The 18,655-nt window shown below is 46.6% G+C and carries 16 protein-coding genes; 9 read left to right on the forward strand and 7 right to left on the reverse strand.

Annotated features, from left to right (window positions below; translation table 11 throughout):
• The first annotated feature begins 81 nt into the window (after positions 1-81).
• The 7 genes from ACJJIQ_RS16910 to katG all read left to right on the forward strand — a co-directional run bounded on the left by ACJJIQ_RS16910 (position 82) and on the right by katG (position 9,690).
• Positions 82-834 (forward strand): TetR/AcrR family transcriptional regulator, encoded by a 753-nt coding sequence (locus tag ACJJIQ_RS16910; protein WP_444896086.1) that lies wholly within the window; start codon positions 82-84, stop codon positions 832-834.
• Positions 835-1,149: 315 nt separating this feature from the next.
• On the forward strand, positions 1,150-1,401 hold the full coding sequence (locus ACJJIQ_RS16915) for an HP1242/YdcH family protein (protein WP_282931240.1): 252 nt from the start codon (positions 1,150-1,152) through the stop codon (positions 1,399-1,401).
• Between the two features lie 83 nt (positions 1,402-1,484).
• Entirely contained in the window at positions 1,485-2,087 is a 603-nt protein-coding gene (locus ACJJIQ_RS16920; RefSeq protein ID WP_444915520.1) for a glutathione S-transferase N-terminal domain-containing protein, read from the forward strand.
• Positions 2,088-2,425: 338 nt separating this feature from the next.
• The gene (locus tag ACJJIQ_RS16925; RefSeq protein ID WP_445362518.1) at positions 2,426-3,964 is read left to right on the forward strand and encodes an ethylbenzene dehydrogenase-related protein; all 1,539 of its coding nucleotides are present in this window, start codon (positions 2,426-2,428) and stop codon (positions 3,962-3,964) included.
• Positions 3,964-4,605, forward strand: coding sequence for an Lcl C-terminal domain-containing protein (locus ACJJIQ_RS16930; RefSeq protein ID WP_445362519.1), 642 nt, complete (start codon positions 3,964-3,966; stop codon positions 4,603-4,605). The genes ACJJIQ_RS16925 and ACJJIQ_RS16930 overlap by 1 nt, the downstream gene beginning before the upstream one ends.
• Positions 4,606-4,692: 87 nt before the next feature.
• Positions 4,693-7,041, forward strand: coding sequence for a DNRLRE domain-containing protein (locus ACJJIQ_RS16935; protein ID WP_445362520.1), 2,349 nt, complete (start codon positions 4,693-4,695; stop codon positions 7,039-7,041).
• A 375-nt stretch (positions 7,042-7,416) separates the two neighbouring features.
• Positions 7,417-9,690 carry a catalase/peroxidase HPI gene (gene katG, locus ACJJIQ_RS16940; RefSeq protein WP_445362521.1) on the forward strand — a complete coding sequence of 758 codons (2,274 nt, stop codon included), beginning with the start codon at positions 7,417-7,419 and terminating at the stop codon, positions 9,688-9,690.
• Between the two features lie 71 nt (positions 9,691-9,761).
• On the opposite strand, the gene ACJJIQ_RS16945 is transcribed toward katG, so the two are convergent.
• Positions 9,762-11,969 (reverse strand): S9 family peptidase, encoded by a 2,208-nt coding sequence (locus tag ACJJIQ_RS16945; RefSeq protein ID WP_445362522.1) that lies wholly within the window; start codon positions 11,967-11,969, stop codon positions 9,762-9,764.
• Between the two features lie 412 nt (positions 11,970-12,381).
• Here ACJJIQ_RS16945 and ACJJIQ_RS16950 point away from each other — a divergent pair, with 412 nt between their 5' ends.
• Positions 12,382-12,804, forward strand: a complete 423-nt coding sequence (locus ACJJIQ_RS16950) for a hypothetical protein (RefSeq protein WP_445362523.1) — start codon at positions 12,382-12,384, stop codon at positions 12,802-12,804.
• A 138-nt stretch (positions 12,805-12,942) separates the two neighbouring features.
• On the opposite strand, the gene fghA is transcribed toward ACJJIQ_RS16950, so the two are convergent.
• The 3 genes from fghA to ACJJIQ_RS16965 all read right to left on the reverse strand — a co-directional run bounded on the left by fghA (position 12,943) and on the right by ACJJIQ_RS16965 (position 16,136).
• Entirely contained in the window at positions 12,943-13,800 is an 858-nt protein-coding gene (fghA, locus tag ACJJIQ_RS16955; protein WP_445362524.1) for an S-formylglutathione hydrolase, read from the reverse strand.
• A 14-nt stretch (positions 13,801-13,814) separates the two neighbouring features.
• Positions 13,815-14,948: an S-(hydroxymethyl)glutathione dehydrogenase/class III alcohol dehydrogenase gene (locus ACJJIQ_RS16960; protein WP_413663342.1), complete on the reverse strand. Its 1,134-nt coding sequence runs from the start codon at positions 14,946-14,948 to the stop codon at positions 13,815-13,817.
• Between the two features lie 174 nt (positions 14,949-15,122).
• Positions 15,123-16,136, reverse strand: coding sequence for an AraC family transcriptional regulator (locus ACJJIQ_RS16965; protein ID WP_444918204.1), 1,014 nt, complete (start codon positions 16,134-16,136; stop codon positions 15,123-15,125).
• Between the two features lie 233 nt (positions 16,137-16,369).
• Between ACJJIQ_RS16965 and ACJJIQ_RS16970 the strand changes: the two genes are divergently transcribed.
• Positions 16,370-16,612, forward strand: a complete 243-nt coding sequence (locus ACJJIQ_RS16970; RefSeq protein ID WP_444911533.1) for a DUF6868 family protein — start codon at positions 16,370-16,372, stop codon at positions 16,610-16,612.
• 145 nt (positions 16,613-16,757) lie between these two features.
• Here ACJJIQ_RS16970 and ACJJIQ_RS16975 read toward each other — a convergent pair whose 3' ends face one another.
• The 3 genes from ACJJIQ_RS16975 to ACJJIQ_RS16985 form a co-directional block, all read right to left on the reverse strand.
• Positions 16,758-17,333 carry a PhnA domain-containing protein gene (locus ACJJIQ_RS16975; RefSeq protein WP_444911534.1) on the reverse strand — a complete coding sequence of 192 codons (576 nt, stop codon included), beginning with the start codon at positions 17,331-17,333 and terminating at the stop codon, positions 16,758-16,760.
• A 272-nt stretch (positions 17,334-17,605) separates the two neighbouring features.
• Positions 17,606-18,022 carry a CBS domain-containing protein gene (locus ACJJIQ_RS16980; RefSeq protein ID WP_108734525.1) on the reverse strand — a complete coding sequence of 139 codons (417 nt, stop codon included), beginning with the start codon at positions 18,020-18,022 and terminating at the stop codon, positions 17,606-17,608.
• A gap of 74 nt (positions 18,023-18,096) precedes the next feature.
• Positions 18,097-18,525 carry an Hsp20/alpha crystallin family protein gene (locus ACJJIQ_RS16985; RefSeq protein WP_282931225.1) on the reverse strand — a complete coding sequence of 143 codons (429 nt, stop codon included), beginning with the start codon at positions 18,523-18,525 and terminating at the stop codon, positions 18,097-18,099.
• Positions 18,526-18,655: the final 130 nt, after the last annotated feature.

The raw sequence follows: 18,655 nt of genomic DNA on the forward strand, positions 1-18,655 counted from the left end.
CCCCACAAATCAAACAAGTTCTTCTTGCTCGCCCGAATTTGGTACGATTATAATAATCAATTCCAAAAGACAATTTTTTACATGGAAGTAAAGCGTATGCTAGCCCATGGCCAGTACCGCTTGTCTAAAGGGGGAGGTAGTTTGAACCAAATCGATCGACGAGCAATCAGCCGGCGCGACACCGCCAGTCCGCGCAAACCACAACGCAAAAATGGCCGGGAGAAGTATGAAAAGCTTCTTGACGCCCTTGAAGTATTAATTACTGAACAAGACTCTACGGATATTAGCCTCGCAAACCTTAGTCAGGTTGCAGGTGTTCCAGCAGCGTCTGTTTATCATTTCTTCCCAAGTGTAGATGCCAGCTTAACCGCCCTGGCCGAACGTCACTATAAGTCTTTCGGTGACGTAGTATTGGGCCATTCGGATTTTTCTCCGTCAGAAAGCTGGCAGGATATGCTTAATCAGCTGTGCGACCTTGTGCGCGGCTACTATGAAGAGAATCTCGCGGCACTAAAAGTACATTTTGGACCTCAGTCCAGTTGGGCATTACGCCAACTACAAATGGAAAACAATTGGCGCCTGGCAGATACTCTGATCAAGAACCTGTCTCGAGAGTTTGAGTTACCACCCTCTCAGGATTGGCGAGACCGGTTTATGTGTGCCATCAACATTAACGACTCTTTCTGCTCCCAGTCTTATTCCCGCTTTGGGAAAATAACAGAAGACTCCGCAGCAGAGGGGAAACGGGCCGCTGCAGCCTACTTAAAGCTCTACCTCGGTGAGCTTTTGCAGAGGCGCCAATTGCGCTTTGCCCCACTGGAGGCTTCGGCTTAAGCCCAGTAGCAGAACCGCTAACAAAAAAGCCCGACAAGTAATTGTCGGGCTTTTTTGTGCCCGTCATTTCCACCCAGCCCTCTGTTTAAGCCTCACCTGACTAACAATTACCAATAATCAAAAAAAAGAGGGTAAAAAATATTTGCTAATAAAATAGCTTCAACTTTTATATATATCAAATGGCTATATACAGACTTATATTAACTTCACTTTATAACTATGTTGATTAAGGGAAGCAGCGCTAGAATTGCATTTTTGTGACTGGCAAGACTGAACCTACACTTCATTAACTAATATCGATTGTGGAGGTCCCTTATGCCCATTGCTTCACACGAGCTCTCGGTGGATTTCCCTGAATATGCAGACACAATCAAGCAGCTCATCGAAGACGATATTCAATTCAAACTTGAAAACGACATTTACAGCAAACTGGATAAACAAATAAGAGGCCTTCAGGATAGTGGTATTGGCACCGACGACGATCACTATTCCAGCCTCAAAAAACAGAGAGCCTACTTAAAACAGCACCTCTATAACCGCATTACTTCAGTGATTACCCATCACTAAAGTACGCGTTAACAGTTGCTCGTAGCAGCACTAGCGGTCACTGCAGTTGCTGAAAGGGCACGCAGCCGAAAAGAGCTTGGCCTATGCAACTGTACTTGACCTTTTCCTCCCCCTTTGCGCGCAAGGCGCGCATTGTTGTGCAAGAACAGCGTCTGCACTCTGTGGTAACAGAGCATTTCTCTCACCCCTTTCACAATGACGACGAACTTATTTCCAGCAACCCCTTGGGAAAAGTCCCCTGCCTAACCCTGGATAATGGCTCCTCGATCATTGACAGCGAAGTCATCTGTGCATTTCTTGATAAAAGCTTAGGGGATGGTCACTTATCTGCACCACTGGACAACAATTGGGATCTGTATACTTTTCACAGTGTCAGCTCTGGATTAATGGACGCAGCAGTGCATCTGCAAATGGAAAAGCTGCGTGCACGGGAAGAACTTAGGTCTGATTTTTGGTGGCAGCGCTACTTCAGTGCTATTGAGAGATCTCTAGATTACCTGGAAAAGCACCTGGATCGATTACCCGCCAGTCTTAGTTTGCCACATATTAACTTGTGCTCAGCACTATCCTATCTTGATTTTCGCCATGAAGATTTTGACTGGAGAAGTGACCACCCGAAACTTATGGCCATATCGGAAGATTTGGAGAAAAGTGAAAGCCTGAATAAGTGTCAGCTGCATGAGTAGTTACAGAATGCAGAATACCAACAAGAATAAGTTATCCCGCTATTTATTCTGAACAGGTCAAAATACTGAGTAGTACACTATTAGTGTCAGGCGGAAAGGAGACTCTACAACTGAGACTCGCTGTGATTACATCTCGGTAAGCTCGGAATCGGCATTCATTCTTTATGCGTTACTACAGCGCAGCGCATTCCTCATTTTTTAGGCGCCGTGACTCCATCAGCAGAATGTAGTCTATTTTAATTAATATAAATGCCACACTTTTTTACTAGCCTAAACCCTTTTGGAATACTCCCATGGCCAAACCACCGAAGAGTACTCTTTGGATAATTCTGCACAGTGTGGCCATTGTTGCAGTTTTATGTAGCCTACTAACGGGGCTCCGTATCTCCACCTTAACTAAGCCAAGTATTGGAAATATCGAAGAACTGTTACCCCAGGGACAGATTCATGATATTCATTTCTTTGTAGCAATTGTTGTTTCGACCATCCTTATCTGCTACTTATCCTATAAAGTAATAATTAAAATAAAAAATACAACCTCACAAAGTAAACCTTATAAAACATCAATTAGCTACCATAGGGTAGTAACACGCATTGGCTCATTTTTTTTAGTGCTCATGGTCTTAAGTGGCTGGATTTTATTTATTGGTTCCGGCAATGCTTCTATCTTTCGCCAGGCACACTTTTATAGTGCTTTTGCGATCGTACTCTATATATTTCTTCACGCTGGCGTTTACCTAACAACCTATGGCCTGAAGACTTTGAGTTATTTACTTCCCAATACTCGATCGGGCTATCGAACTTCAATTTTTACCTACTTATCTTTTGGCTGTGTCACTTTATTACTTTGGATTATTGTTACAAATAACAGTTACCACGATCTTACAGTTGAGAAAATAAGTCCGGAAACCTTTATAAACATAGATGGAATCCCCCAAGAATCCGCATGGTTCTCAGCCACACCACTTAAAATCCATACTGACGGAGGTGCTAACTTTATTGGTGGTAGCTCAACCGTCAACTTGAGAGCTTTGCATAACCAACAGGAAATATTTTTTCATATCACTTGGGAAGATCCCACTGAAAGCCTGAAACACTTACCGCTGAAAAAAGTGGATTCTGGCTGGGAAATACAACAGCAAGGTTTTCAAAGTTTTAATGAAACCCGTCACTATGAAGATAAGTTTGCCATCCTGCTTTCCAATGCCTGTGATTTCGGTGCTTCGGGAACCTCTCACCTGGGCCGCAAACCATCAGCACAGTTGCCCGCAAATTGGCATGGCAAGGGCTACCACTACAGCTCATCCGATGAAATACACGATCTCTGGCACTGGAAAGCAGTAAGAACCAATAAAATGCACCTGGCAGATGACAATTATATTGGCAGGCCTGATATTGTAAGGCCAGGAGCACGCCGCTATACCGCAGGATATCTCCAGGATGGCAAAGAGTCCGGGGCATACTTAATGAACTGGAAGTGGTACTCCTTAAAAAACGTTACACCAAAACGACTCCCCAAAAGTCCCTCCAGCCTGACGCCATATCAAAACGAGGATACAAAGAGCGATTGGACTATTTCCTGGTTTGATTACCAGCCATACACGGCTGAAGATGACAATTATCCTATCAATACGATTATGCCTTCAGTCCTCTATACCTCAAATCGCTTTGAGGGAGATCGTGCCGATGTCAGGGCCTATGCTGTTTGGCAGGACGGCCAATGGTCTATGGAGATGGTGCGTAAATTAAATACTGGGTCAGCGTTAGATGTAGCAATAAAAGACGGTATTTGCCTCTGGGTTTCTGCCTTTGATCACTCGCAAATCGCCCACACTCGCCACGCCCTCCCCGTCAAAATCAAGTTGGCAGATCAATAATGTTTGTGCGCATATTTTGGGTATTCATTTTTCCTGTAATCACGGTCTGTGCAGCCATACTGCACCAACCATCACAACCTCTACCAAGGGAATACCACTTAGTTAAAATTGATAAAAATGGGGAGCCTATTGAGGCTTGGGCAGGCCCCTGGTCCTGTATCTGCGATATCGATACAGGGCTTCTTTGGGAAGTTAAAACCGACGACGAAGGAATTCACGATGGAAGGTGGACCTATTCATGGTATCAATATGAAGAAGGTATAGAAAATAATGGAGATTGTTATTTTGAAGAAGAGCGGTGTGATACCGAGGACCTGATTCGCAATACCAATCAACAGAAATTGTGTGCAACGCAAAACTGGAGGCTCCCCGATATTACAGAGTTGCGATCCATTATCCTGCAGGAAAGTAAATCTGGCAGACCTCTAATTGCGACTGAATATTTCCCGAAAACTCAAAAGGGAGATTACTGGACCCGTAATTTTGACAGGCCTTTATATGGCATCTACCAATACCTGGGAACAGGTGCTGGCGCAATTAATTTTATGAATGCAAAAACCGTCACAATTCCCTACCGAAACGCCGCATTCGTTCGTTTAGTCTCCAATCATTCAACGGCCTGTAATAAAGATCCACAATAATTCCGGCGCGCCGCACAATTTTTTTGCGACTAATCTCTATAGGTGCTGCGCCTGAAAATAATAACCACTACTTACAGGAAACCCCCGATGAGACGGTTCTTAAGCACTGCTTTTGCTATCTCGACTCTATGTTTGGCAATTGATGCCAGTTCAGCAACTAAACACCACAGATTGGCCTGGGATGGTGATGCATCCACCAGTGCCGTTATCGGTTTTTCGCCAGACGGACACACGAGTAATCCTTACATTAATTTTGGCTATTCAACCAATGAAAATAGCTGGAGCAGTCAAGGGGTTGATTCAACATCTACCTTCGATGGCAGCTTAGATAGCTACTTTGTCAGGTTGGAAAATCTAACACCGGATTCAGCAGTTTACTATCGAGTGTGTGATCAGGACGGCTGTGGCGACCGGTTCTGGTTTAAAACGGCTCCTTCGGAGGAATCTCCCTTCGTCATAGTCGCTGGGGGAGATACCCGCACGGGGCATACAACACGGCGCGAGGGCAATGCTTTACTAGCCAAAATTCGCCCGCTGGCCGTTATGCATGGCGGTGATTTTACCAACGCCAACAGTGCGTCAGAAATGGATGACTTTTTACAAGACTGGACGCTGACCTACTCCAACGACGAAATTGATGGCTATAGCTATCAACGTATTTACCCTCTAATACCTACCCATGGGAATCATGAGGATGACAACTATTCAACCACCTGCCAGGTCTTTGGTGTGGACTTCAATGCGGATGGTAGCTGTAGCCCCAGTGATACCTACGGCGCAGTACAAATTTCCCCCCTATTGCGTGTCTACACACTAAACAGCCAGTTTCAGGAAAGCGGCTGGTCATCTTATGCTACCGCCATGAACAATTGGCTTGAGAGTGATTTAGCTGGGATTGGCGCCTACAGTCACTGGCGCTTTGCCCAGTACCACAAGCCCATGTTCCCCCACTACAGCGGTAAATCTGACAACCCCACATTATTTGATTGGTGGGCACAACCCTTTTATGACTACGCCATGAATATGGTGGTCGAATCAGATACCCATCTCACCAAAGTCACCGAAGTCGTTGCCCCCGGTAATAGCGATTTTTCAACCAACGAAACCGGCGGTACCGTTTACGTTGGTGAGGGAAGCTGGGGAGCACCAGCTCGCTCAGCAAATGATGCCAAGTTTTGGACCATAGATATGGCCAGCATCCAGCAGTTCAAAGTTATCCAGGTCAGCTTTGACCAACTCACTGTACGCACAGCACAGTTCGATAACAGCGCAAGTACCCTGACGCGAGAAGATCGAGCCAATAATCCTCTTGTATTACCGGAAAATATCAATTGGTGGAGCGCCAATCGAATTGGTGAAGCTATGGTTCTCGCACAAAATAACGTTGGCAGGAGCGTTATGCTTGAGGACGACAGTGGTAATGGCGAACTGTCACTACCAGTGACTGATGATACATTTATTTCATCGCGCTACTCTTCCAGCAATTTTGACAATGACCCAGATGGTCTTCTGGCAGATGGCAGTGATAGCACCTATGGAACGCTTTACTCACTGATTAAATTTGATCTCTCCAATTTATCTCACTGCTCGACGATAAATTCAGTTGAGATCGAATTTAATATCACCAACCGGTCCAGTAATAGTTACGGTATTTACTTGGCTGAATCCAACTGGAGTGAGGAATCAGCCACCTGGGATTCTGTCGGTGGATCAACGGTGCTTTCACAGTTGTTCGCCAGCTTTACCCCGTCGTCTACTGGTACCCAAGTGGTGAACTTGAGTTCATCAGGTCTTCTGGATAGTTGGCTGAACAATGAAAATACTGGCTTGGTCATTGCCTCACTGAGTGGCAGTGATGGGGTAGATATCTCTTCACAAGAAACCGGTATTGCCCCAGCCCTCAGGGTAACCGCCGATTGCAGCGATTCTATTAGTGAAGAGGTATCTCAAGTTGCTTCAGACGATGTGTTTATTTCATCCAGAAAAGAGGATGATAATTTCGATGGTGATAGCGATGGACTCCTCGCCGACGGCAGCGATCTAACCTATGGAACTCTCTATAGCCTCATTCGCTTTGACTTATCAGATTTAAGCTGTCGCCAGTATATTGATGCGACACTCGAATTGAATGTAACCAATACTTCCAGCAATAGCTACGGCATTTACATGGCAACACAAAGTTGGCGGGAAGAGTCGGCCACTTGGGATTCTGTCGGAGGTAGTTCTATTCTCGGACTTCAAGTGGGCAGCTTTATCCCCTCCTCTACCGGCCGACATCTCATTGACCTGGGAGCCTCAGGAATCGTCGACAGCTGGTTAAACGATAATAATAACGGCCTGGTCATCGCATCGGAACGGGGCATTAACGGTCTGGATTTAAGCTCCAAAGAGAGCGGGCAGAGCCCTCTTCTTACCTTACAGACACTCTGCAATTAATTGCCTTCAGGGCTCTCTGTCCGGAGAGCCTTATTTATCCCGTTCTGTGTATCTTATTTCTCCAACAGTGGTTTAGATTTACAATCCAAATTTTTTGGCACGAACTTCTTCAAAATATAAAAATATCAACGTCGCCCTACCCCAAAACCATAATTCCTTTAAATAAAAGAACCAGTAATTAAGTTTACCAATCTACCTTATTAATTCCTTTTAAACCTGACGCTATAAAATTTATATACTATTAACCCCATATCCAAGACTACGCTTCAGCCAAAGGGCAAAAGAAATCAGCGGTAAGGAATAGAGTCAGGTATTTCATCATCAAATAAATAATGAGCCAAAGGATGTACCAACGATCGTACGGAGATACTGTAAATGTTAATAAAATATAATCGTAGTTATGTCGCTTTATTAATCTCAATATTTATAGTCGCGCCATTTAGTGTCGCAGATACCCATGAGGAAGTCGTCACTGATCCAGTAATTCTTGAGGGCGCAGTAGAAGGACAGCCAAAGTCCAATCGGTTTTGGTGGCCTGATCAGCTGGATCTTCGTCCCCTCAGGCAGCACTCTCCAAGATCCAATCCAATGGGTGACAGCTTTGATTACGCTGCCGAATTCCAAACCCTGGATCTTAAAGCGGTAAAACAGGACATCGAAACTCAACTCAAAACTTCACAGGACTGGTGGCCCGCAGACTACGGTCATTACGGCCCATTTATGATCCGAATGGCCTGGCACAGCGCTGGCACCTACCGGATCGGTGATGGTCGCGGTGGTGCCCGTGGCGGCCAACAGCGTTTCGATCCCCTCAACAGCTGGCCTGATAATGCCAACCTCGATAAAGCCCGCCGTCTACTCTGGCCCATCAAACAAAAATATGGGCGCAAATTGTCCTGGGCTGATCTTATGGTGCTAACCGGCAATGTAGCCCTGGAGTCCATGGGATTCCCCACTTACGGATTTGCCGGGGGGCGACAGGATGACTGGGAGCCCGACCTGGTTTATTGGGGGCCCGAAACCAAGATGCTCGCAGATGAGCGTTACACCGGCAACCGAGAGTTGGACAAGCCCCTGGGCGCTGTGCAAATGGGGCTTATTTATGTCAACCCGGAGGGCCCCAATGGCAATCCCGATCCGGTAGCTGCCGCCACAGATATCCGCGAAACCTTTGCCCGCATGGCGATGAATGACGAAGAGACAGTAGCCTTGATTGCTGGAGGGCATACTTTTGGTAAGGCTCACGGTGCAGTGAAAGCTGATTGCCTCGGCCCAGAGCCCGCCGCCGCCCCAATTGAGCAGCAGGGGCTTGGCTGGAAAAATAAGTGTGGGAAAGGAAATGCCGACGACACAATGACATCCGGCCTGGAAGGGGCCTGGTCTGCCGCCCCGATCAATTGGAGCCAGCAGTATCTGGACAACCTGTTTAAATTCAATTGGGTGAAGACAAAAAGTCCAGCTGGTGCCGTTCAGTGGATTCCCGATGATCAGAGCGCGGCAAATCTGGTGCCCGATGCATTCGACAAGAACAAGCGCCATGCCCCCATCATGTTTACCACGGATTTATCCCTTAAGTTCGATCCCAGCTACAAAGAAATTGCCAAACGGTTTCAGGAAAATCCGGAAGAATTTCAACGCACCTTTGCCAAAGCCTGGTTCAAGTTGACTCATCGGGATATGGGCCCTCGCGCGCGCTATTTGGGAGCGGAGGTACCCGAAGAAGATTTAATTTGGCAAGACCCTATCCCCAAAGTTGATCACCCTCTGATTGACAGCCGGGATATAAATTCTCTCAAAGCAAAAATACTGGCGGCAGGCATTAGCGTTCCCGATCTGGTGAGGACTGCCTGGGCCTCAGCTTCTACCTTCCGTGGTTCAGATTTTCGCGGTGGTGCCAATGGTGGCCGTCTTCGCCTGGAACCCCAAAAGGACTGGTCGGTAAATGATCCCTCTGAACTATCACAAGTCCTGGCATCGCTGGAAAAAGTCCAGCAGGAATTTAACAGTTCCCAATCCGGGGGCAAAAAAATCTCAATGGCAGATATCATTGTACTTGGAGGCGCAGCAGCCATTGAAAAAGCAGCAGAGCAAGGCGGACATAAAATTCAGGTCCCATTCAAACCTGGACGCACCGATGCTTCCCAGGAACAAACAGATATTAATTCTTTTGCGGTACTACAACCTCTGGCCGATGGCTTCCGCAACTACTTTGGCGATGGTTATGGAAGAACCCCTACAGAGTTATTAGTTGATAAAGCCAGTCTGTTAACCCTGAGTGTGCCTGAAATGACTGTTCTGGTTGGAGGAATGCGCGCACTTAATGCAAATACCGACTCCTCACAGAATGGTGTACTTACTCAGCGCCCCGGCACACTGACGAATGATTTCTTTGTGAACCTGCTCGATATGTCTACTGTCTGGTCCAAGTCGGCAAAATCAGAGGGTATCTATGAAGGAAAAGATCGCAAAAGTGGCCAGGCAAAGTGGACAGCCACACCTGTAGATCTGATTTTTGGTTCAAACTCTGAATTAAGGGCAGTCGCAGAGGTTTATGCTTCTAGTGATGGCGCTGACAAGTTTGTAAATGATTTTGTGCAGGCCTGGACCAAGGTAATGAATTTGGATCGGGTTGATCAGCCTCAGTCTTAAAAATCATATACCTCAATAAAGAAAAAACCGAGGCTAGCCTCGGTTTTTTCTTCTGGGAGATTATTTAAGTTTTAATCCTGCCCCTTTAAATGCCGATCAAAAAATCGCTTGATCATACTGTATTGGTGGATGCGAGTCTGCTTACCGCGCAAGCTATGCTTCTTGCCTGGATAAGTCATCAGCTCAAATTGTTGGCCGTTGTCCTGCATCTGTTTTATGAGTTTAGTGGTATTGGTAAACAACACATTGTCATCCGCCATGCCATGATAAATCAGCAGATCACCTTGTAAGCCCTTCGCATAGGGAAACACAGAAGATGCCTCATAGGCATCCATATCCTTGGTTGGATTGCCCATATAACGCTCAGTGTAATGGGTATCATACAGCGTCCAGTCCGTAACCGGCGCACCCGATACCCCCGCCTTAAAGTAGTCTCCGGCTTTGAACATACTCATCAGTGCCATGTAACCACCGTAGCTGTGGCCGAAGATACCTACTTTATTTTTATCAACGTAAGGCAGGGTACGCAGGAATTCAACGCCGGTAATTTGATCTTCCACTTCAGGAGATCCCATATTCTTAAAGATAGGATTCTCAAAAGTGGTACCGCGGTTTGCTGAACCACGATTATCTAGGGAAAAAACAATATAACCCTGTTGGGCCATATACTGGTTGAATAGTTTATCCCAGCTATTGGTAACCACCTGAGCGTGTGGACCACCATAGACAAACACCATTACCGGGTAACTTTTCTTCGCATCAAAATTAGCAGGTTTGTACAAGCGGTAGAAAAGCTCCTGGCCATGGGGCGCCTCAATACTGCCAAATTCCGGAGTGATCCATTGATCTTTAAAAGGATAGAGAGGGTGATCACGATTTACAGCGTTCTGCTCAAGCCAGGTAACTCTGGTCCCTGAGCTGCTGTGCAGGCTCACCTGAGGGGGCGTGGTAACGCTGGAAAACTTATCAATATACCCAGAGGCATCCTCAGAAAATTCGATAGAGTGCATGCCACTACGCTGTGAAATTCTCTTAATATCGCTCTCCCCTTGCAGGGATACTTCATAGAGATGCCTCTCGATTGGAGTATCTTTTCGTGCGGTAAAATACAGACGGTTAGCCTGCTCATCAACAGCCTCTAACTCGTCAACGACCCAATCTCCCTTAGTCAATTGTGCCTGTAATCTGCCGCCAAAATCATATTTATACAGGTGTTTGAAGCCATCCCTCTCCGATGACCAAATAAAAGCATCGCTATCTTCCAAAAAGTGGAGATCATGGCTCAGGTTAACCCAGGTATCGCTGGACTCGGTAAGGAGCGTTCGGGTTTTTCCCGTATTGAGATTGTAAGCACGAAGCTCTAACTTTTGCTGGTCTCGAGATTGCCACTGGAAAGTTAACAGGTGATCACGGGCCCATTTTACTCGGGGAATATAAATATCCTGATTATCTCCCAGGCTGACCCAACGGATATCCCCCGAATCAATATCTATAAGGCCAAGTCGGATTTTTGCGTTCGCACGCCCAGCAGCGGGGTAACGTTGCTGTATCATTTCGATACGATCCGCATAGATTTCGCTACGGGTTACCTGATCAACTGGCGACTCATCAACTTGCAGGAAAGCAATATGCCGATCATCAGGAGACCACCAATAACCGGTCATCCGGTCCATTTCCTCCTGGGCAACAAACTCAGCCATTCCATTTTTAATATGATCTTTGCCGTCGCTGGTTAGCTGCTTTTCTCTACCGGTTTTCAGATCGACAATATAGAGATTTTGGTCGCGAATAAACGAAACAAAGTGCCCCTCGGGAGAAACCTTTACATCGGTTTCAAAGGTTTCCGTTTCAGTCAGTCGACGCGAAGAACGGTCTTTGAGATCGTAATAGTAAATATCGCCGGCCAAAGGGAACAACAGAGACCGACCATCCTCTGACCAGCTGTACTCCATTATTCCACTACCATAAATTCGCTGGCGCTCCCGTCTTGCCTTTTCCTCATCCGAAAGAGTTTCACTACCGATGTGCAGACTATCGGAATTGACCAAAATTCGGGACTGACCGTCTTTCAGGTTGTACTCCCAAAGATCGTAACGGTTGTAATCTTCAACTCTACCTTTGAGGAAAGTTACGCGCTGCCCATCAGGTGAATATTCCAGCGCTCGGGGAGCGGTACCACTCAGAGCCGGGTCGGAGAATAACCGTTCAATGCTGAGTGACTCTGCAGAACATATTCCTGCAAAAGTACATCCAAGTAATGCAAGCAGTGCTTGTTTCATAGGAAAACTCTTTATATTAAGTATTGTTGGCAATTCACGTACCACTTTGCTAGCAGGGGTATTATTTAGAAAATTCTGATTAATTCCATGTTATCTCCGGCTTCCTTAGGAGCCGGCCTAAATGACATCCAGGTAAGCCATAGCTTCTCTTTGGGACTTGTTCTGATCACCAGAAGTATCTCAAATTTATCGGAAACCCTCTAAAAAATGCAGCTATATTGTGGATAGAGCAAACCGGTGAAGGATTCTACAACGGAACCTTCCGGGACATGCAGTACCTTACAGTTTTGGTTTTGCGCACAAACAATCCTGCTGCAATAGCCCCCCTTTACAAATGTTTACTCTGCTTAACCAACATTTGTGGTTAGCTAATGTCGGACTAAAGCTTTTATCAAAATATGGGGTAACAATAATGAAGGTTCATCTCTTTGCATCTGCAGCTGTGATTTTGATCGCTGCTGGCTGTAGCTCTACACCAGAGATCCCCACCACTGAATCGTTTGTCACTGACATCACCGAACTGGGCCATCGTCGCTTTACCTACAAGGCAACCATTGGGGCCGGCCCCAAGGGCCAAGGCGGTAAGCGTGGTGGTCCGGGTGGTGGAGGTCCCGGTGGTGGTGGTCCCGGCGGCGGTGGTAAGGGTAGCGGTGGCCCAGGAGGTGGCGGTCCCGGCGGCGCCAATTCTGGAGATGTGAAGAAAGTTGCCCGGCAGAGAATGGAACTCTTGCTAGCCGAAAGTGGCTTCTGTCCCAATGGCTGGTTCCTGATCGAACAAACTTTTGACCAGAACAGAGCTGAAACTATTGGCGAGTGTCGGGCGGTTGCACGATAAGCTTACGCCTCTCACTTTGGCTCTTTGTATTCTGCTCGTATCGCTTTATACATAGTAACTTGCCCAGGGTGCGAAACCCTTTACCCAAACAGCCCCTCAACTGAGGGGCTAACTTCACTAGTCCGCGATTTACACTGCCTAATACCTATGCCTGCTCAACAATGAGTCTGCATGGAACCTTAAGTGCTCCTCAATAAATGAAGCGATGAAATAGTAACTGTGATCGTAACCTGCATGGTGCTCTATCCGAAGAGGATAATCACTGGCTTCAGCAGCTGTTTGCAGGGAATGTGGTCTCAGCTGTTCCTCAAGAAACTCATCCTGTTCCCCCTGAGAAACCAAAATCGGCGTTTTCTCTACAGCGCGCCCCATTAGCACTGTTGCGTCATATGGTTCCCAGCTCTTGGGATCAGCTCCCAAGTAAGTTCCCAGCGCCTTTTCTCCCCAAGGACAAGCAATAGGATTGCAAATTGGACTAAAAGCAGAAATTGATTGATATCGCTTGGGGTTTCGCAGGCCGATTACCAGGGCACCATGGCCGCCCATGGAATGCCCGCAAATCCCGCGTCGACCATTGGTGGGGAAATGAAGTTCTACCAGGCTTGGAAGTTCATCCACGACATAGTCATACATTTGATAATGCTGCTTCCAGGGTTCTTGAGTCGCGTTCACATAAAAACCAGCCCCCTGCCCCAGATCATAACCCGGGTCATCCGCCACATCGTCTCCTCTGGGGCTGGTATCGGGTATCACTAAGATAATCCCTAACTCTGCAGCGACTCTCTGAGCACCAGCCTTTTGACTGAAGTTTTCATCCGTGCACGTCAAGCCCGAAAGCCAATAAACAACAGGATATTTCCTCTGTGTATTCCCCTCTGCATCCTGTGGTAAAAAAATGGAGAAGACCATAGAACAGTTGAGCGTGCTGGATTTATGTCGGTAACGCTGCTGAAAACCGTCAAAAGATTTAGTACTGCTAACCAATTCAATCGACATTTTAAGTGGTCCTATCAAGCCTGCTGGAAATGAATAACACTGCGAATACTTTTACCTTCATGCATTAAATCGAAGGCATCATTTATTTGCTCAAGGGGCATTGAGTGAGTAATAAAGTCATTCAATTTAAATTCTCCAGCCAGGTAACGCTCTACGAAAGAAGGCAATTCAGAGCGCCCCTTTACACCGCCGAATGCTGATCCCTTCCAAACCCGCCCTGTAACCAACTGGAATGGGCGGGTACTGATTTCCTGTCCCGCACCTGCCACTCCAATAATAATGGATTCCCCCCATCCTTTGTGGCAAGACTCCAAGGCAGCTCTCATCAGGTTAACATTGCCCACACACTCAAAAGAATAATCCACTCCGCCATCGGTAAGCTCTACGATAACCTCTTGAATAGGCTTATCGTAAGCCTTGGGGTTAATACACTCAGTGGCTCCCAGTTTCTTCGCCAGCGCAAATTTGTCCTCATTAATATCGACACCAATAATTCGTGAGGCGCCAGCCATCTTGGCTCCGATCACTGCGGATAAACCAATTCCACCCAAACCAAAAATTGCCACACAGGAGCCCGGCTCAACCTTGGCGGTATTGGTAACGGCTCCCATTCCCGTAGTAACACCACAGCCCAGCAGACAAACCTCATTTGAGGGGGCTTCGGGATTAATTTTGGCCACAGATATCTCAGGAAGAACTGTGTACTCAGAAAAAGTAGAGCATCCCATATAATGGAAAATGGGTTTCCCATTCACCGAAAAGCGTGTCGAACCATCAGGCATTAACCCTTTGCCCTGGGTGCCCCTGATTTTTTGGCACAAATTGGTCTTTCCAGAGAGACAAAACTTACATTCGCCACATTCGGGGGTATACAAAGGAATTACATGATCCCCGACAGAGACACTGGTCACCCCCTCACCAACGGACTCAACAACACCCGCACCTTCGTGACCGAGGATTGCCGGGAACACCCCTTCAGGATCATCTCCTGACAAAGTGAACGCATCTGTGTGACAAACGCCGGTGGCGTGTAATTTCACGCGAACTTCACCCCGTTGGGGAGGCATAACATCGACATCCTCAATAACCAAACGCTCCCCAGGCCCCCAAGCTACAGCTGCTTTACAACGGATTGTCTCTGCACTCATTTTCAATTCTGCCTTTCATCATTCGTTCCAGTGGCGCCCAGCATAGTCCCCTAAGATTATTGGTGCAAAGCCAAGCGCCGCTGCTGAAGTAAAATCAGGAAAAATCTAAAAGCTCACCCTTATAGTAATAATTGGTAGTGCTAAACCATTACTCAAAATAATTCCTTTAATTGATTAACAATTAATAGCTTGTCGCTTCCTCCACTGTAGTGGGGAGCTTCCATGAATGGCTCGAAATGCTTTTGAGAAAGCACTGATATCGGTGTAGCCCAAACTTGCTGATAGTAATCCCACATCAATACTTGAGGCCCGTAGATGCCAGCGAGCAGTCTTCATTCGCGCCCCCTGTACCAACTGCTTAAAGGAGGTTCCCGCTTCATTTAAACGGCGCTGAAGCGTTCTCATTGGCATACCGAGTAAGCGAGAAATTTGCTCCAGGGAGTGCTGCTGGGCCCCGAGAGTTTGAAGGATTAAGACTTGAACCTGTCGGCTGATATCACCCTTGTGCTCTGCCAATAAGCACTTGGAAAACTCCTCAAAATATCTCATAAGACCGCTGCTGGGTTTAGCGAGGGGATAGTTCATCAATGATCCATCAAAAACCAAGCGATCTCGATCTTGCTCAAAACTAGCCTCAATGCCAAAAAAATTTTGGTAACTACTCAGCGAAGATTGGGGCTTATGCCGAAATGAAACAGATCGGGGAGATACTTTAGAGCCAACCATCTCCTGTATCAGGCGATAGGCGGCGCCTACTGAAAGTTCAGTATACTGTTGCGCGGGAATTGCGTCGGGGAAGTGATTAACTCTCTCTGCAATCAAGCAGTCATCGGTTTGGTAAATTTTCCAGTGGTCCGCCTGGTTGTGTAACACCATATACCGATGAGTTACTGTCAAAGCACTGGATAGATTCTCACTTTCCAGTATCAGCTTACCAAGGACGCCCAGCATACGTAGCCCTTGCTTCCCCGCCAATCGCAAGCCAAAGTCACTACAGGACAAGTCCCGTGAACACAAATTAAGGAGGTCCACCAGCGTTGCAATGGGGATCAATATATTTGGACGACGTGTACAATCCGCAGGAAGCCCCACTTGCGCTAAAAAATCTGATGACTGACCACCGAGCTGTGGCACCAATAGATTAAACCCAGCCAGCGCACCACTGCGAATTTCATAGATAGGCTTCATGTTTTATAGCTACCATATTGCCAACCTCTCATTTGCACTATCACACAGTGTCTAGGAATAATGAGCATCGGACAATAGCTATATCATATAACATAGCTCTTCAACTAACTGGGACTACCCCTATCCACAAACGCAACTTATTTGAAGGCTAGTGCCTGACTATTGTGGCACTTTCCACTATCTACTCATAGAACTATCGGTTTATACGAGAAAGAACTGCAAGGAAATTTCACATGGAAACTGAAAATCTAACACTATTTTTAGGCTGGGCTTCGATTATAAACATATTGATACTACTGCTATCAACTATTGGACTTGTCTGCCTGAGGAAGTCGATCACCAGGATTCACGCACGAATATTTGAGCTTAATGAACAAGATTTAGGCCGTGCATATTTTCAATATCTGGCACAATACAAAATTGCTATTATCGTCTTCAATATTACACCGTATTTTGCTCTAAAAATTATCAGTTAATTGATAAAAGCGGAAATATTTTGCAAAAAAATAAGAAAGGTAAACTATACCTTTCTTATTTTCATAATTAAGACGGACAGGGGGGTATTTCGGGTCCGCCGGCAGATACCCTTTTCAGAAAATGAAGTTATTTCTGAAATATTTATCAGCCACTCTTTTTCACAAACTTTGTCAGAATTACAATTCTCTGACCCTCGACCCGTCCTTCGATATGCTCAGGGTTATCGCTTAAGCTGATACCGCGAACTGCCGTTCCCCGTTTTGCAACCAAACTGCTTCCTTTTACATCCAAGTCTTTGATAATAACTACATTATCTCCAGCTTGTAACTGGGCACCATTACTATCCAGATGAATCACCAACTCACCAGCCTCTGGTATTGCCCCGGCCTCTGCCCAGGCCAGCAAATCGCCATCCAAATACAACATGTCAAACAAGTCTTGGGCCCAGGTCTCGCCAGATAAGCGCTTTAGAATACGCCATGCCAACACTTGAATTGCCGGCTCGGTACTCCACATAGACTCCGACAGACACTGCCAGTGCGCACTTTCCAGCTGTGCAGGATTTTCCAGCTGGTCCCTACAGGTTTGACACAATAGTACTGCCGCATCTGGATAGCCCTCTGACTGGGGTACGTCATAAACCGCCAAGCCATTTTCTGCTTTACAGAGCTCGCACTGATTTCCACTGCGTTGTGCCAACTGCTCCTGAGTCACAGCCATAAGTAACCTCAAAAAAAGTAGGGATTATACGACTGATTCTTCCTGCACGCCTCCCAAATAATCACATTTAACGGACATCGGGGTCGACCGTGGACATGATCAAGCTCAGGCAGGAAGTAAATAAGACTATCAACAGCCCATTAGTAGATGGAGCCATTAGGTTGCCGAGGGATTCACAGGCTTCAGACAAGACACTCTAGAGCACTAAAACTTCCAACAGCCGCCAATATAGATTGACGACTGTAAAGAGCATTATGCGTTAAGTCCCACACTCAGTGGTGCGAGGAGACCGCTGCTGCGAACTGCCCACCCTGCTTGCTGGCGATGGCACTGGTAATATCCCCTAAACTGAGAATACCGACCATACGCTTTTCACTATTGAGTACCGGCATTCGCCGTAACAACTGTTGCTCCATTTTGTGGACAGCAGACAGCAGATCATCCTCTTCCCAGCACCATTCAATCCCCTCTGTCATAACATCTCGGGCAGACAGAGAGCTGAGATTACCCCCCTGAACCACACCGCGACATACAATATCTCTATCAGTCACTATTCCTACAAGCCTGTCATTTTCTCCAATCGGCACTGCACCAATATCTTCATCTCGTAAAATTTTTGCCAACTCCTGTAATGGAGTATCCGGGGTGCACCAGGTAGCCCCCTCATGCATTGCGTGTTTAACTTTCATAGGTACCTCAAAACTCTTTAGACAAATGCCAAAGAGAGTGACGGGTAAAACCCATCACCCTTAACCCCTATAGATCAGTGCACTTCAATCCGCTTTCTTTGCGGGGGATGCCCCTCATGTTTTGGTACCGTGAGCGTGAGAATCCCATCTTTGAAATTTGCATCAATCTCACTTTCGCGAACATCTTCACCAAGATTGAAACTGCGCAAGAACTTGCCGTAACGTCGCTCCTGACGAAGCACGCGGCCATCCTTCTTCTCCTTAACCTCGCGGTGCACCTCAGCTTCAAGAGTCAAAACCCCATTTTCTAGGGTTACACTGATATCGTCCTTACCCACTCCCGGCAGCTCAGCGCTGATTTCATACATATTCTTGCGCTCACTCACATCAATACGCGGAGAAAAAAATCCCTCGCGTTCAGAGCCGATTGCACGGGTCGGTGAGAGCATTTGTTCAAACATATTATCAAGGTCCAATAGGGACCCTCTGGGGATCAGACTCATATTTACAACCTCTTTTTACGCTAAGCCGCAAAAGGCGCCAGAAAACTCAAGAGTCCGTCTTGCGCCTGTTACATCTTGAGTACAGTCTAGGAAATACTGCGACAAACGAAGGGATTAAGTGCCGATAAAA

This window comes from Microbulbifer maximicatervae (SeqCode), from assembly GCF_052468295.1.

Coding starts and splice junctions, on each gene's coding strand:
- ACJJIQ_RS16950 (WP_445362523.1), top strand. CDS start 12,382: ATGAAGGTTCATCTCTTTGCATCTGCAGCTGTGATTTTGATCGCTGCT.
- ACJJIQ_RS16965 (WP_444918204.1), bottom strand. CDS start 16,136: ATGAAGCCTATCTATGAAATTCGCAGTGGTGCGCTGGCTGGGTTTAAT.
- ACJJIQ_RS16920 (WP_444915520.1), top strand. CDS start 1,485: ATGCAACTGTACTTGACCTTTTCCTCCCCCTTTGCGCGCAAGGCGCGC.
- ACJJIQ_RS16980 (WP_108734525.1), bottom strand. CDS start 18,022: ATGAAAGTTAAACACGCAATGCATGAGGGGGCTACCTGGTGCACCCCG.
- ACJJIQ_RS16975 (WP_444911534.1), bottom strand. CDS start 17,333: ATGGCTGTGACTCAGGAGCAGTTGGCACAACGCAGTGGAAATCAGTGC.
- ACJJIQ_RS16915 (WP_282931240.1), top strand. CDS start 1,150: ATGCCCATTGCTTCACACGAGCTCTCGGTGGATTTCCCTGAATATGCA.
- ACJJIQ_RS16945 (WP_445362522.1), bottom strand. CDS start 11,969: ATGAAACAAGCACTGCTTGCATTACTTGGATGTACTTTTGCAGGAATA.
- fghA (WP_445362524.1), bottom strand. CDS start 13,800: ATGTCGATTGAATTGGTTAGCAGTACTAAATCTTTTGACGGTTTTCAG.
- katG (WP_445362521.1), top strand. CDS start 7,417: ATGTTAATAAAATATAATCGTAGTTATGTCGCTTTATTAATCTCAATA.
- ACJJIQ_RS16970 (WP_444911533.1), top strand. CDS start 16,370: ATGGAAACTGAAAATCTAACACTATTTTTAGGCTGGGCTTCGATTATA.
- ACJJIQ_RS16935 (WP_445362520.1), top strand. CDS start 4,693: ATGAGACGGTTCTTAAGCACTGCTTTTGCTATCTCGACTCTATGTTTG.
- ACJJIQ_RS16930 (WP_445362519.1), top strand. CDS start 3,964: ATGTTTGTGCGCATATTTTGGGTATTCATTTTTCCTGTAATCACGGTC.
- ACJJIQ_RS16910 (WP_444896086.1), top strand. CDS start 82: ATGGAAGTAAAGCGTATGCTAGCCCATGGCCAGTACCGCTTGTCTAAA.
- ACJJIQ_RS16960 (WP_413663342.1), bottom strand. CDS start 14,948: ATGAGTGCAGAGACAATCCGTTGTAAAGCAGCTGTAGCTTGGGGGCCT.
- ACJJIQ_RS16985 (WP_282931225.1), bottom strand. CDS start 18,525: ATGAGTCTGATCCCCAGAGGGTCCCTATTGGACCTTGATAATATGTTT.